The sequence below is a fragment of the Brevibacillus sp. BC25 genome (genome assembly GCF_000282075.1).
Classification (GTDB): Bacteria; Bacillota; Bacilli; order Brevibacillales; family Brevibacillaceae; genus Brevibacillus.
The window spans coordinates 62,960-76,699 of the sequence record NZ_AKIX01000031.1 but is presented as its reverse complement, the minus strand read 5'-3'; the positions used below and the strand labels follow the sequence as shown (position 1 = coordinate 76,699).

The window sequence follows — 13,740 nt, the reverse complement described above, 5'->3', positions numbered from 1 at the left end:
TCATGTAGTGGCTATCAGGAACTCTTCTCCGCTTGGCAGTGAAAGTCCATCGGTACGACCAGTGAAGTAGCGCTGGTTTAGTTCTGCCGAGGATACATGCTGGACTTCTCGGAAACCAGCTTCGCGGGCCAGTGCCAGCATCTCCGGTGGTTGGAAGAAGCTGATGAAGGGCGTACCGCTTGCTCGCGCTCCCTTTTCCGCCTCTTCAACCTCAGGACGCTCCTCGGTTTCTGTGAGGTTAAAAGGGAGCAGAAATGTCATAGCCAGCGTGGAGCCTGGGGCAAGCGTCGCTGTTTGGCGTAACGTAGCCACAATCGCATCCTTGGTGAGGTACTGGGTGACGCCGGTGGATGCTACCACAGCTGGTCGGCTAGCGTCAAAGCCAGCGACCTTTAGTTGCTCCCACCAAGACCCGCCTGACTCGAAGTCAACTGGCACGAGTCGTAGCCACTCGGGGATGCCAAAGCCAAGCTCGAGTAGACGTTGTCTCTTCCAACCCTGCGTTCCTGGCTGGTCGACCTCGAAGATTCGCATCCGGGAGGCGATCTCCGGTCGGCGCTGAGCAAAGGTGTCGAGGCCAGCGCCAAGGATGACGTACTGGGTGACGCCTTGGCTGAGCTGTTCGGTGACCAAATCCTCAATAAAGCGTGCACGAGCCACAATAGATGCTCGAAATCCGCTAGTGCTCTCTGGGTCCATGTCGGGGCGTTGGCGCCATCCTTCTTCCGGGGCCGCCAGTCGCAGACCGATCTCGTCTTCTAGCACATGCGGTGGTGAATCGATCTGTACGTGCAATGCTCGCCACAACGCGACCCGCACCGCTGTGTGGTCTGGCGCGGTAATTTGCTTATCATGCATGGCTGCTCTCTCTCCTATCGATTCGTTCTATTCATACAAAATGGTTTGATTTTAATATGCTCCGATTTATTAGGACAATCCTGATAAATAGCAATTCAATACTTCCAGATCACTCTCCTCCAAAGAGTTGCCCTCACCTAGCCTCAGCCTCATGAAATTATCGGCTAAAAATTTAAAAAGGAGTACGCCGCAGCATGCTCCTTTTGTTGATTTACTTATGATTTGCTCACTACTTCCCCACTGGAATACTCTGGGCAAAACGAAACACATTATGCGGATCGTACTTTCGTTTCACCTGCTTCAATCTGGCAAAGTTCACACCATAATACGCCTCAGGCCAGTTCTTGATCTGCAAATCGGGGAAGTTCACATAATCTCCTACGACAAAGGGACGTAGCGCTCTGCGGAACCTTTTCACCCACTGGATACTCCGCTGCTGCTCGCTGTCGTTCCTCCATCGCGCCGACAGCTCATAGATCGTCTCCGCCTTCCGATGAGGATAGGCCGTTGCAATCGGGGATACCCGGCTCACCGCGCTTCCTGCACCACCCAAACTCTGACTCCACACGGTAGAATGCCTGTTGGGCGCCTTCGACAGGAAATTGCGGATGATCCGTACTCCTTGGCGAGGCAAAGGCTTAAAACCAAAAGCCCCGGTTATTTTAAACTTCGGCTCCAGATTTAGGTCCGCTGCGGCAAAAAATTTGGTTGCTTCGATAAAAGGCACCGTCCGCACCTTCACCTTCACTGGAGTTCCTGCTTGCAGCAAAGGTCTGATCAATCGCCGCAGCTCCTTTGCACCGCCCAGCAATTGCCCGGTAGACACGATAGTACCCACTTGCTTGGCGGACACCTCGATAGTTGAGGTTAAGCGGTTCGTGACAGACGGCGCCCAACGCTGCCAAGTCGGGAAAACCTTCTCCAGATCGCGCCATTTCCAGGTAATGCTGTAGATGGAGACATCCTGGATAGGCCGTACCCGAAACGTAAAGTCTGTAGCAATGCCAAAGTTCCCTCCTCCACCACCTTGTGATGCCCAGAGCAGATCCGAATGTCTCTTCTTATTTGCGACGATCGTCTTCGCCCCACGCCGTCCCGATGCTACCACCATCTTCACCTGTTTCAGGTTATCGCAGGTAAGGCCATATTTGCGCGACAAAAGTCCAATCCCGCCACCCAGGGCAAGGCCCGCAACACCCACGTCGGGCGCAGTCCCAGCCGGGAGTGCCACACGCTCATTCCACAGCTTCTTGTACACGCGGGCAAGCGGATTGCCCGTCTGTACATGGGCCACCATATTCTTGCGATCCACCTTCACCTTATTCATCTCGCTCACATCGATGATAATCCCGCCATTTACAGCAGAAAAACCTTCATAACTGTGCCGCCCGCTCCGCGCTCGCAGCCGTACGCCCCGCTCACGAGCCCATTTGACTGCGTTGATCACATCCTGCGTCCGTCTGCAAAAAACGATGACCCGTGGAAACTTCGAAAAGCGCCTATTAAACTCCATTCTGGCCGCATTGTAAGTCCGATCACCTGGCAACACGATCCTCCCGGTCAATCGGGTACTGGCTTTTTTCCGTTTTTGTGCCATCGAATGTTCACCAACCTCGTTCATGGAGTAAGCTTTTCTCATCTGCTTATTCCTATGTGGGGACACTAGACCTGGTAACGGCACATGCCTTGTAGGGGGACGGGTACAAAAATAACGGCTTAAACCGAAGTCATCTCGTGAACAGAATAGCCCTCACAAAATGTGTTACACTACTATAAGCAACCGCTTATATGAATATCTCGAATGACTTCTTGGGGGCATGTGATGAAACCATTGATACTAACGACGATTCCCGGTGGAATCATAACCATCCTTATCTTTTATCTGGATTTCTTCCCATTTAATCTTGTCGAAAAATTTCTCATGTTTGCGGCTTTCGTCATTGTACCTCTAGTGATTTTACTTTTGCGCTATGACGAAAAGAATAAACAGCAACGGGTTATTTATACTGCTATAAAGCTGCTTCAATTTCCCGCAGCGCTTCTCGCCTTAGCCTCTGTAATGGGCAGCAAGACGTGGGGGCTGGGAAGCACAGCCATACCAGGGACCCTTTCGCTCGGGTGGCTACTATTCACATTCCTGCTCTGCATCTATGGCCTGACCGTTATTATGAATCGCATAGGAAGAACAGGGGAAATCGCGATTGGCGCGGGGCTCGTTTACTTTTTTATCGGGGGCATTTGGTTCACTCTCTATCAGTATCAATTTGACCTCTTCCAAGCTAAACCCGCGACGCATGCCCTGAGTTCAGTCCACTTTCATTTCTCATCTGCAATCGTTCCGATTTTTATCGGTTTACTGGGACGGATCATGACGAAGAAAAGCTGGTATCCCTGGGTCGTTGCCGTCGATATTATCGGACCCATTCTGATCGCTGTCGGGATTATTTTCTCAAAGCCGATTGAGTACATTGGCGTCACCTTGTTCGCTTGTAATATTGCGATTTACACTACTTATCTGCTTGGTTACTTGAGAAGAGGCTCTTTACAGAATAAGTCGAGCTTCTTTTTAGTCCTTTCCTGCATTGCCTTTTACACCATTGTCGTCGTTTCCATTTGCTATCCGATATTGAAAAGCATATTTTCATTAACCATACACGATTTCATTCCGATTTACGGATCGCTGCATGCGTTTGGGTTTGTTTTGTGTGGGCTGATTGGATGGGTGTACATGATAGATTCTCTTAAGGAAAAACGCTAGCTTGCGAGTTTACAACAAAGAGCAACATGAGTGATTACCACTACGTGTTGCTCTTTGTTTCTGAATTACACTTCGCATCCTTTTAATAGAAGCCATTGTTTCATAACAGCAAATGTTTGTTCAGCATCCTCTTCGTACATGACGGCAACCTCTTGCCGGTTGGCATAATTAAACCTTACATAGCCGCCTAGCTGCTGGTAAAACAGCTTGCAAAGATATTCGTTCTCAAGCACCAAATCAGGGAGAAAGGCTTCTTGGCACATGCCAGCCAGCTCCGGCAACGATATTCCATCCTGCACCGGGGGCAAGCGCAAAAAGAGGTGACTCCGCGTCTCCGACCACGGCTCATAATAAACCGCTCCCTCTTGGTCACTTCCGTATACTTGGCGATAGATTTCGTCCAGCACTCTAGCATACATCTCTTCGTCTTCCTGCTTCTGCCCTTGTAGCGATAGCGCCTTCAATCGCTCAGCATGCCTCGGCAGCCAAAGCAGTTGATCGGTCTGTATATGCACGGCCAGAAAATCACCGTCCACGGTAGTGCCTATCGCAATACACTGACCGATCTGCTGCTGCGTAATCGGGCTGTCAGCGTCATGCTCCCATAAATCGTACTCGGCAAAAGGCTGAAGCACCTCCGTATCAGGCAAATTGACATTCATCCATCCTCTGTAAGTCCCTTCACCGAATTGCTGTAAAAATTGGAAGTATCCCGGTGGAAAAAAAGCGGCTTCCTCCTTCGATAGCGCTTGGTTTCGGCCATCGGACAACCGCTTTGGCTGCGATACTATGTACATGAATGCCTCCTCCTGTATCCTACAAATCGAGACTTCCTCATCTGCGCTCGTCCATCAACCGTTCCAAAAACTCCGCAAGAGACGAAGCATAAGCATACGTGTCATACATGGGCTTCACCCTCTCTCCTCACACTCGACTCCACTTTTGATAACCTAACTTTACTAACGATTCTTGTATTTCTTGGTCTACTTTTGTTTTGTTAGTCACAAATTCCACTGTAGATAAAGCACTTGGAAGTTTTTGATGGATAAAGGTATCAAAATCGATGGCTGTTTTTAAAATGCGGAGCTTGCGCAGCGAAGACAATTGCTCTATTCCCGTCAAACGAGCCAAGCCTTTACAATTCCAAATGGATAGCTCCTCCAACGCCTTCATCTCCCGCTCAAAGCTGACTTCACGCAGTTGAATTTGATCTTCAATCATAAGACGCGTTAGCGCTCGGAAGTTCGCGATATTGGACAGGTCATGAAATCCGCGGACTCTGGAGATCTCCAGGTCGTCGATTTCGTTCTCTTCAATTTCTTGAATATGCTCTCGACCTCCAAGCAAAATGCGAAGGTGCTTCAGTTTTTTAAGCCGGTTAACAAAATGTAACGGTAATTTGCTGATCGAATGCAGTGCGAGATAATTCAAATCCTTTAGATCGCCTACCGCATCCAGGTTTTTCACCTTACCCCCGACATGCAATTGTTCCAGATGAGAGAACTCTTTCAAATATTGCAGGTTGAGAGTTTTTTTCTCAGAGATAATCGATAATTCTCTTAGAGAGCGCAGCGTTTCTATTCCCAAAACCTCTGAATTCTCCAACTCGTATATGCCCAGGTGTAAACTGTGCAAATGTTTCAGCGTGGCCAATACTTCGGTGTTATGTGCCTGGGTAAGACTATTGAGATGCAGCATTTTGACATGGGGAATCCGCAAGAGAGTATGTCCATCGAACGAGAGAGAATAGTGCCCATAGAAACGCACTCCGAAGTTTTCATCCAAACGCGCACAAAGCTCATCCACTTCCTCCAAAATGGAGCCATAAAACTCCGGGTGAGAGAACTGGACAATCACTTGGTTGCCGTCGCGCAAGTCCTGCCCGATCTGAACCCGGTCCAGCTCAACAGGATTATTGATCAGAATTCTTCTCTTCCATATTTTTCGCACGCGTACAGCCTCCTTACAAAGGATATGGCGGGGCCTTTCCTGCGACAATGTTATCTGGATGAACGTCAGTTGGCTCATAGTCACTCATGCGGAGAAAGATATACTCAATTTCTTCTAATGGCATTTGCAATTGTTGGCTGACCTCGTAAAGTCCGAGGTTTTGCGCTAGAAGTTCCCGAGCTTTATTGATCTTTCCATCCAGCCAATTGTTTTCTATCATCCAACTTTTTACCCGGGCTAAAAATTGATCTTGTGTCTCCTTATCTGCATGCTTTTTATAGGTAGCAACAGACTCAGACAGATACTGATAGAGGTAAATACCCAAGGCTTCGCGTTGTTCATTTTTAGACATTCGTTGATACTGCTCATACATGATGCTGATGTCTAAATCTAGAGCATGGTCCCTGCTATCAAAGCGTCTAAATGTTTTTCGCCCGTAACTTTCAGGTAAAACACGCCATATAAAATGAATATCATACGGAAACTGCCATGTTTTTGCTAAATCTTCTAGCGGCAACAATTCATCTCTCAATTGACCTACACACGTTCCATATGTATCTAATGTAAAAGATAGTTTCATTCATGCCTCCTTAGACAATATCAAGCGAAGACAGCATATTTCCTCCCTCGCGATCAAACAAAGTAATGATCATCAAACGAAATAACACCTTCTGTAAATGAAATTTGGTTGCCTTGAAACCTCTTTAAAATTTCAATGGAGAACTCCTCAAATGAGTTTGCAATCACTTCTTGATAACCCATACCGGAGTGATATTTAAAAATTTGCCCCGAGATGCCGTTTCTCCCCGGATCTAAATCCAGAATCAGATGAGAGGATGCTTCAAAATCAGTAAACGAAATCCATTTCTTACTCCAAATCAAAGGCTTGATTCGGTCTTCCTCAATCCAATCCACCTGTTCTTCGTCCTCAAACAAGTCATTCAGCATGGACCATGTTTCGATGATAGCTGGAATAGATAAAAAGGAGTTGTAGCCGATAAAAGGCACATGCTCTTGTTGTCCATTCCATGTAGATAGATAGTTTCGGAAATGAATGGGTAGTTGTTGTGCTTTCCAAGAGGTTTATTTCTTCCCCTGTGGCAGGGGGGTGACTGTAGAAAATATCGGGTGTGATATTGTTTGGATATGTTTTAAGATGTTGTCCCAGACGTCCTTAGCCATTCTTGGTTCACCACCACTTTTCATATATTGAAAGCAAAGAGACGTGCCTATACAGCCGATATAGTTTCAAAATTCATATTTCTTGAATCGTTCTCTGAGAGTTTCTTCATGTGGTATCCACTCCGCATCACTCCATAAAGACATTTTCACGAGATCCGACAGCTTATCAACGGCTTGATAGGGACTCGTCATGCTGATGAAGTCCTCAAAATCCTCATTACGGATATCTAACGATTCTCGTAGGTAGTCATCATGAAGACGCTCTTCTTTGAGTCCATATTCATCCCTCGTCCACTGTTCACAAAAGATTTTTTCGGCTTGGATGTCTCCATTCTCGAAAAACGACACCTCGAATATTTCTTCATTCATATATCCGATCGTCATCACTGGTTCCTCAGTAAGCTGGGACAATGTTTTGCCGATCTTCTTCACCGTGCCCCATACAAAATAATCGTGGAGCACGCTGATCCAGTTCTCGTTGCTTTTGCTTACGTACATGACAACGTTAATCTCTTGTGCCTCATCTTTTCGGTTGCCTAGTACTTCGGGGTGCCTTTTGGTTAACTCTCTTAATGCTTCGATGGTCTTCTCCACGTTTTTTGACTTGATATGCAAATTTGCGAATGATCTTCCCACGAGATGGCCTCCTCAAATCGCTTTCTCATGCATGGTTGTTATTTCCATTATAGTATGGGTCTTTCCTGAGTCTACCTACTTTTTGCCTGAATTTTTGAAATGATCTCCACTGATGATATGGCTCACCGCGTTGTCTATAACGGCAACCTCTTGAAAAAAGAAGCCTCCGGTTTGGAGGCTTCTTTTCGTTTCCTATGCTTGTCTCAGGTCCAATTATTCGCTTCTCAAAATGTGCTCGATTCGCTTTTCCGGCACGACCCAGATCGCGGCAACGAGTACGTAAAAGAAGCCGGATACCCATGGACTCACATACGCGGTCAATATCGCGAGCAAATAGAGAACAGGAGATATTTTCACCTTCCAGTCTCTGCCCATTGACTTTACGAATGCAGAATCGCCAGAATGCTGGCTAATGATTGCGAGTTGAAGCATTCTGTAAGAAGTCGCTGCAAGCAAAAGAATGATCCCGTACAATGCCATCGGAGCGGGAGCAAACTCGCTTTCCCCCATCCACGCGGTCGTGAACGGAATAAGGGATAGCCAAAAGAGCAACATCAAATTCAACCACATGAGCCGCCCGTTCATTGTGCGAACCATGTGCAGCAGATGATGATGATTGTTCCAGTAGATGCCGACATAAATGAAACTGAAGATGTAACTAAGAACTTTTGGGCCTAGTTCGATTAACGAATGCCAGTCGTGGTCTTCTGGTACTTTGAATTCTAGCACCATAATCGTAATGATAATTGCCAGCACGCCATCGCTGAACGCTTCCATCCGGTTTGCTCTCATTTGGTGATCACCTATTTCCCGCTTTGCGCGCTGAATTGATCTAATAGATATCCATAGTTTATTCTATCTTTTCTTCATGATGTCAAGCACAACCTTTCCCTCATTCAGGATCGTTTTAACGCAGACACTTGGCCAATTTGATGACGAAGACCGAGATCCCATTGTCCTTCAAAGTGATTACCATTAGTATATGATGGAAGGGGGTAGAGTTCCGTTGAAAACAGCGAGTGAGATACTTTCGATAATCAGTAATGACAGTTTTTTAGAGAATGTCTTCCATAAAGATGTTGATTGGGACGCTGAATTAGACGCTAGGGATGCTGATGAATTTGATACGGCATGGAGTTCTAGTTACAAAAAAGTTGATGAAATTGCCCCCTCTGAAAATACTGTGATCAGAGAAATTAGGGAATTTGTGTTCAAGCAAACTTTTCGGATAACCCAGAATTCAGAACTGGCAGGGTATGCGTCAGACGACCTTGGTCTAATTTCCAAGGCGTTTGAAAACAAGATCAATATTGAATTTATCAATAACCTATGGGATTCCTACCTGCAAGGGAATTTCCCGAATTAGCGATTATAAGAGTAGTCGAAAAAGACCGGAGAAGCATAAAAATATGCACTCCGGTCTTTTTGGATTAGGAAAGAGAGTTCCCTTTACTTTTTGGTTGCTGCTTCAATATCTTTGTACGCCCAATGGCTTGGAGGTACATCCGGCCAGCTTTGTCCTATTACCATGCTTAACTGCGAATGGTTCAGCAAACGATTGATAATGGTGACCGTTTCTGCTCGAGTCAATGTCTTTTGGGGATAGAATGTACCATCTGGATAGCCAGCCAAGTAGCCTTCTTTACTTACTGCCGCGATAATCTGAGTTGCCCAGTGATCTGCTGGTACATCGTAGAAGTTGTTCGGCATGCCGTCTCCATTTAATCCCAGATATTTGTATACAATGGTCGCCATTTCCGCGCGCGTGATTCCGCCTCCCGGATTGAACGTGCCATTCGCATAACCGTTCATCAGACCTGCTTCATTCGCTCTTCTAATCGCATCTGCTGCAACAATTATTGCAGCCACATTGAATCAGATTTTAACAAATCGCCCTCTACAAAAACTCTACAAAATTCCATTATCAAATCTTGAATCACTAAACACCCGATCGATTGTTTTTAAGAGGTGTCCTGAATATCTTGTCGAAAACTATTCTTTATGAAAATAATGAAATGGTCCCAAACATAGACAACTAATAACCGAACCTATAGGGGGCATGACTTACATCCATAAATGGGGGCTTAAGAGGTTGCTACTATTACTAATTGAGGTTATGAAATGAAAACAGTCGCCTGGAAATGGACGAAAATGATCGTTGTTGCTCTACTAGTGGTAACAGCCGTTCGCTTACTCTGGATGAGTTTCCTCACCACCTTTGACTACGCTGAAAAACCAGTGGCTGTACAAGGTGTGCTTGATTTACGCGGGTGGGAATTCTCGGAATACCAAACATTACGGTTGGATGGGGAGTGGGAGTTCTTCCCTTCTCAGTTCATAGAGGGAAACAGCCTGAAAAAACCTGAGGGACAGACATACCTCCAAGTACCCAAGCGGTGGGATGAAGCATTTGTTCATGAGCAGGGTGTACCGGACTCCTTCCACTTCGGCACGTATCGACTACGCATCTTGCTTGATCAGGAACAGGAACAGACACTTGGGCTCAGGATCAATGAGCTTCGAACTGCCTCGACCGTCTATGCCAATGGGAAATTAGTCTCCCAGGTGGGACAACCGGCAACCAGCAACATAGAGCATCAAGCACGCAATATTCCCTATACTGTCAAACTGACACCAGAACAAGGTCAAGTAGAGTTGCTTATCCATGTTTCCAATGATGTCGGAGCAGGAGGAATCACAAAACCTATTCGCTTCGGTACGATAGAAGCTGTACAGATGCGGACGATCCTCTCCATCAGTTTGCAACTATTATTACTCGTCGTGTTTCTGATCCATAGTTTATATGCCTTGCTCCTGTACTTCCTGGGTGCCAGAAATAAAGGCTTGTTATATTTCTCATTGGTCATGGTTTGTGGAATATTGACTGTGGTAACAGCCGATGACAAGTTGTTATTTGTCTGGTTGCAGTTCGATTATGATTGGACAGTTAAGTTGACGTATCTCTCCTATGTCGGTGCGGTCGCCTTCATTCCTCCCTTGTTTCATTACCTGCTTCCGGCTTATCTGAACAGAAGGATTTTACAAGGTTTCGGTGGCTTGTGCAGTTTATACGCCATGTTCATCCTTTTCGTACCTGCTGGAACTATCTTAGCTATGAGCAGAATGCTCTCTATCGTGATGCTCCTATCCGTCATTATTTCTGCCTACATACTCTGGAAAGCCATTCGGGAAAAGGAAGACATTATATTTCTCCTGCTAGCTTGCTTGTTTGTAGGGGTGAATGTGATCTGGACGATTGCTTATGCCATATTAGGCTTAGAAATTGTTCACTACCCCTTCAACCTGATCTTTGCCGTACTTGCTTTTGCGGCATATTGGTTTAGACGATTTTTCCGGGCAACGACTGAAACGAAACATCTTGCTGAGAAATTACAGCAAGAGGATAAGCGCAAGGACGAATTTTTGGTGAATACCTCTCATGAACTAAGAAACCCATTACATGGCATCATCAATATCACACAAGCGATTATCGAGGATACAAACACGCCCCTTCATGAAGAACACAAAAAGCGTCTAGATATTCTCCTGCATGTCAGCAGGCGTCTGACGCTCATGCTAGATGATTTGCTGGATGTAACCCGATTAAAGGAGAACAGCATTCGCCTGCATGAGAAAAAATTAAACCTGCAGTCTATCTTCGCTGGTGTTTTCGATATGGCGAGACTGATGCTGGACGGAAAACCGATTGCTTTAAAAGCGGAAATAGACGATTCGTTTCCTTCTGTTCGGGGAGATGAAAACCGGCTGATTCAAATTCTTTTCAATTTGGTACATAATTCCATTAAATTTACAGATGAAGGAACCATCACGATTCGCGCGACAACGGCTAACGGATTTGCGTATATCCAAGTAGAGGATACTGGGGTTGGCATCGAGGAAAAGGCTCTGCAAATCATTTTTCAACCTTATGAACAAGCGGAACTGAATTCAATCAGAGCAAGTGGCGGATTCGGGCTTGGCTTACATATTTCCAAACAGTTGGTTGAGCTGCACGGCGGTACTCTATCGGTTCAGTCCACCCTGGGAAGAGGCTCTGCCTTTACTTTTACACTTCCACTAGCTCCAGATTCCGTTCCAATAGAAGAAAGCAGCGCTCAGACATTGATGCAGACTTCTCTAGAAATGGCCGCTGCAACGACTGATCAAATCACTACACCGACAGAAACGGTCTCTTCTATTAATAGAAAAGCAAAAATTATCGTGGTGGATGACGACAGCATTAACCTGAACATCCTTAGCAAAATGCTTGAATCAGATCAATATGAAGTAAGCACGGCAACCAGCGCTCAGCAAGCCCTGTCCATACTGGAACGTAAACCTGTGGACCTGGTCATCTCAGACGTCATGATGCCTCACGTATCCGGCTATGAACTAACACGCATCATCCGGAAACGATTCTCTGTTTTAGAACTGCCTGTCCTGCTCTTGACCGCGCGCAATCGTTCCCAGGATATTGTAACCGGCTTTCAAGCAGGGGCAAACGACTATGTTAAGAAACCCGTCGATGCTTGGGAATTAAAGGCAAGAGTAAAAGCCTTAACAGAGTTTAAAATATCCTTCGATGAACGTTTGCGTATGGAAGGAGCATGGTTACAATCACAAATCGAACCTCATTTTTTATTTAACGCATTAAATTCAATTGCCGCCTTGGGACTCCAGGACTTCACGAAAATGCAGGCACTGCTTGAAGAGTTTAGCAACTATTTGCGTTTGAGCTTCGACTTTCATAATTCTGAACCCGTTATTTCGCTTCACGATGAACTTGATCTTGTTCGATCTTATTTGTATATCGAGAAGCAACGATTTGGCGATCGATTACAAGTGGAATGGGATCTGGACCCTGATCTCGATTTTTATTTACCACCCTTATCCATACAACCGCTAGTCGAAAATGCAATCAAACACGGCTTAATGCAACGCACAAGTGGGGGAACAGTCTGGATTCACATCAAAGACAAAGAGGATTATTTCGAAGTTTCCATCCAAGACGATGGGGAAGGAATAACAGAGGAAGATCTGAATCAACTTTTCAGCCAAACAGGGCATGGCAAAAAAAGAGCAAGCGTAGGTCTGCGAAATATGGAACGGCGACTAAAACAACTATATAACCAGGGATTAACAATTGATAGCTCACCTGAACAAGGTACGATCGTAACTTTCAGACTCCCAAAATAAGGAATAAGCCACCCGGTTTATTCCTTATTTTTCTGCCTCCAAAGTTGATACCATTCTGTAATAGCCGGATTAGGCTGTTCTTGCAATTCGTTCCATAACACACTCGTTAATTGATCGTAGTGCTTGTGAACCGAAGAGTGCCTTCCCATGTCAGCAAATATTTTCATAAGGAAAAAATAAGCTTCTTCCTCAATCGGATAACGGTGACAAATGTCCAAACATAGCGTGATGGCTTTGTCCCATTCATCATTGGCGTAATACCAATCCACCATTTTCACGGCGGTTTGCACCCATTGCAGTTGTAATCTTTGACGCTCGCTTTCTGCCCATATGTAATTATGCTCTTGCAAATAATCTCCTTTACACAGAGCTATAGCTTGTTCATATTCGCCAATCGTCTCCGCAGATAAGGATATGTCAGAGCGAAAAAAACGCTCAAACTGATCCACATCTAAGATGGTTTGTTCTAGTCTTACCTTATATCCTTCTGATGTATTGCTGATTTGAAAATATTTACTAAATGGCGCCAACGTTTTGCGAATATGATAGATAGCCGTATACAATTGATGATAGGCTTTTTCCGGTTCAAGCTCTGGCCAGAGCAACTCAATGATCGCCGTTTTATTAACCGCTGTTCCCCTGTGTTGAACCAAATATAAGAACAACTGCTGCACCTTGGCAGTTCGCCAACGAAGTGGGATTTCCTGGCCCCCATCTACAATCGTTACTTGTTGAAACAGACTCATTTGTAAATTCTCCGATTTCTGGAGGGAGAAGGTCGTATGTTCCTCCATCATGGATTGAATTCGTTTCATTGTATTTTGCAGACGTTGCTTGCCAACTGGCTTTAAGACATAGTCGAGGGCGTTCAGCTCAAATGCTTTAATCGCATATCTCTCATATGCGGTGACGAAGACAATTTGCAATTGAGGTTTCACTTCCAAAAGCTGTTCGGCCAACTCGATACCGTTTAGCTTTGGTGTTTGAATATCCAAAAAGACAATATCAATCTCATTTTTTTCAATCTCTCGTTTGCCGATCATCGGATCCGTAAACTTGCCAACAATTTCAAAATCGCCGATATGTAATAACTGATGTTCCAAATAATTTAATGCCAACTCTTCATCGTCGATTAAGATCGCTTTCATACTGTTCCCCAC

13 protein-coding genes are annotated in these 13,740 nt (G+C 45.4%); 3 read left to right on the top strand and 10 right to left on the bottom strand.

Annotated features, from left to right (window positions below; genetic code table 11):
• Both PMI05_RS09155 and PMI05_RS09150 read right to left on the bottom strand, forming a co-directional pair.
• Entirely contained in the window at positions 1-858 is an 858-nt protein-coding gene (locus PMI05_RS09155; RefSeq protein WP_007720255.1) for a class I SAM-dependent methyltransferase, read from the bottom strand.
• A gap of 229 nt (positions 859-1,087) precedes the next feature.
• Positions 1,088-2,455 (bottom strand): FAD-binding oxidoreductase, encoded by a 1,368-nt coding sequence (locus PMI05_RS09150; protein WP_039960507.1) that lies wholly within the window; start codon positions 2,453-2,455, stop codon positions 1,088-1,090.
• A 225-nt stretch (positions 2,456-2,680) separates the two neighbouring features.
• On the opposite strand from PMI05_RS09150, the gene PMI05_RS09145 reads away from it, so the two are divergent.
• Entirely contained in the window at positions 2,681-3,616 is a 936-nt protein-coding gene (locus PMI05_RS09145) for a YndJ family transporter (RefSeq protein WP_007720253.1), read from the top strand.
• 65 nt (positions 3,617-3,681) lie between these two features.
• Here PMI05_RS09145 and PMI05_RS09140 read toward each other — a convergent pair whose 3' ends face one another.
• From PMI05_RS09140 to PMI05_RS09115, 6 genes are all read right to left on the bottom strand, one after another.
• Complete coding sequence (locus PMI05_RS09140) at positions 3,682-4,413, bottom strand: hypothetical protein (protein WP_007720251.1); 732 nt, start codon at positions 4,411-4,413, stop codon at positions 3,682-3,684.
• 127 nt (positions 4,414-4,540) lie between these two features.
• On the bottom strand, positions 4,541-5,566 hold the full coding sequence (locus PMI05_RS09135; protein WP_007720250.1) for a hypothetical protein: 1,026 nt from the start codon (positions 5,564-5,566) through the stop codon (positions 4,541-4,543).
• 13 nt (positions 5,567-5,579) lie between these two features.
• The gene (locus PMI05_RS09130) at positions 5,580-6,146 is read right to left on the bottom strand and encodes a hypothetical protein (RefSeq protein WP_007720249.1); all 567 of its coding nucleotides are present in this window, start codon (positions 6,144-6,146) and stop codon (positions 5,580-5,582) included.
• A 53-nt stretch (positions 6,147-6,199) separates the two neighbouring features.
• Entirely contained in the window at positions 6,200-6,622 is a 423-nt protein-coding gene (locus PMI05_RS09125; RefSeq protein ID WP_081496806.1) for an SMI1/KNR4 family protein, read from the bottom strand.
• Between the two features lie 192 nt (positions 6,623-6,814).
• Positions 6,815-7,384 carry a hypothetical protein gene (locus PMI05_RS09120; RefSeq protein ID WP_007720247.1) on the bottom strand — a complete coding sequence of 190 codons (570 nt, stop codon included), beginning with the start codon at positions 7,382-7,384 and terminating at the stop codon, positions 6,815-6,817.
• Between the two features lie 213 nt (positions 7,385-7,597).
• The gene (locus tag PMI05_RS09115; RefSeq protein ID WP_007720246.1) at positions 7,598-8,176 is read right to left on the bottom strand and encodes a TMEM175 family protein; all 579 of its coding nucleotides are present in this window, start codon (positions 8,174-8,176) and stop codon (positions 7,598-7,600) included.
• A gap of 214 nt (positions 8,177-8,390) precedes the next feature.
• Between PMI05_RS09115 and PMI05_RS09110 the strand changes: the two genes are divergently transcribed.
• The gene (locus tag PMI05_RS09110; protein ID WP_007720244.1) at positions 8,391-8,750 is read left to right on the top strand and encodes a hypothetical protein; all 360 of its coding nucleotides are present in this window, start codon (positions 8,391-8,393) and stop codon (positions 8,748-8,750) included.
• 83 nt (positions 8,751-8,833) lie between these two features.
• Here the strand turns inward: PMI05_RS09110 and PMI05_RS09105 are convergent, their stop codons facing one another.
• Positions 8,834-9,253, bottom strand: a complete 420-nt coding sequence (locus PMI05_RS09105) for an S-layer homology domain-containing protein (protein WP_007720242.1) — start codon at positions 9,251-9,253, stop codon at positions 8,834-8,836.
• Between the two features lie 252 nt (positions 9,254-9,505).
• Between PMI05_RS09105 and PMI05_RS09100 the strand changes: the two genes are divergently transcribed.
• Positions 9,506-12,580, top strand: a complete 3,075-nt coding sequence (locus PMI05_RS09100) for an ATP-binding protein (protein WP_007720241.1) — start codon at positions 9,506-9,508, stop codon at positions 12,578-12,580.
• Positions 12,581-12,597: 17 nt separating this feature from the next.
• Here PMI05_RS09100 and PMI05_RS09095 read toward each other — a convergent pair whose 3' ends face one another.
• On the bottom strand, positions 12,598-13,728 hold the full coding sequence (locus tag PMI05_RS09095; RefSeq protein ID WP_007720240.1) for a response regulator: 1,131 nt from the start codon (positions 13,726-13,728) through the stop codon (positions 12,598-12,600).
• Between the last annotated feature and the right edge of the window lie 12 nt (positions 13,729-13,740).

Excerpts from the sequence above, each read along its gene's own strand:
- PMI05_RS09140 (WP_007720251.1), bottom strand. The coding sequence starts at position 4,413 with ATGTACATAGTATCGCAGCCAAAGCGGTTGTCCGATGGCCGAAACCAA.
- PMI05_RS09155 (WP_007720255.1), bottom strand. The coding sequence starts at position 858 with ATGCATGATAAGCAAATTACCGCGCCAGACCACACAGCGGTGCGGGTC.
- PMI05_RS09095 (WP_007720240.1), bottom strand. The coding sequence starts at position 13,728 with ATGAAAGCGATCTTAATCGACGATGAAGAGTTGGCATTAAATTATTTG.
- PMI05_RS09150 (WP_039960507.1), bottom strand. The coding sequence starts at position 2,455 with ATGGCACAAAAACGGAAAAAAGCCAGTACCCGATTGACCGGGAGGATC.
- PMI05_RS09100 (WP_007720241.1), top strand. The coding sequence starts at position 9,506 with ATGAAAACAGTCGCCTGGAAATGGACGAAAATGATCGTTGTTGCTCTA.
- PMI05_RS09130 (WP_007720249.1), bottom strand. The coding sequence starts at position 6,146 with ATGAAACTATCTTTTACATTAGATACATATGGAACGTGTGTAGGTCAA.
- PMI05_RS09145 (WP_007720253.1), top strand. The coding sequence starts at position 2,681 with ATGAAACCATTGATACTAACGACGATTCCCGGTGGAATCATAACCATC.
- PMI05_RS09115 (WP_007720246.1), bottom strand. The coding sequence starts at position 8,176 with ATGAGAGCAAACCGGATGGAAGCGTTCAGCGATGGCGTGCTGGCAATT.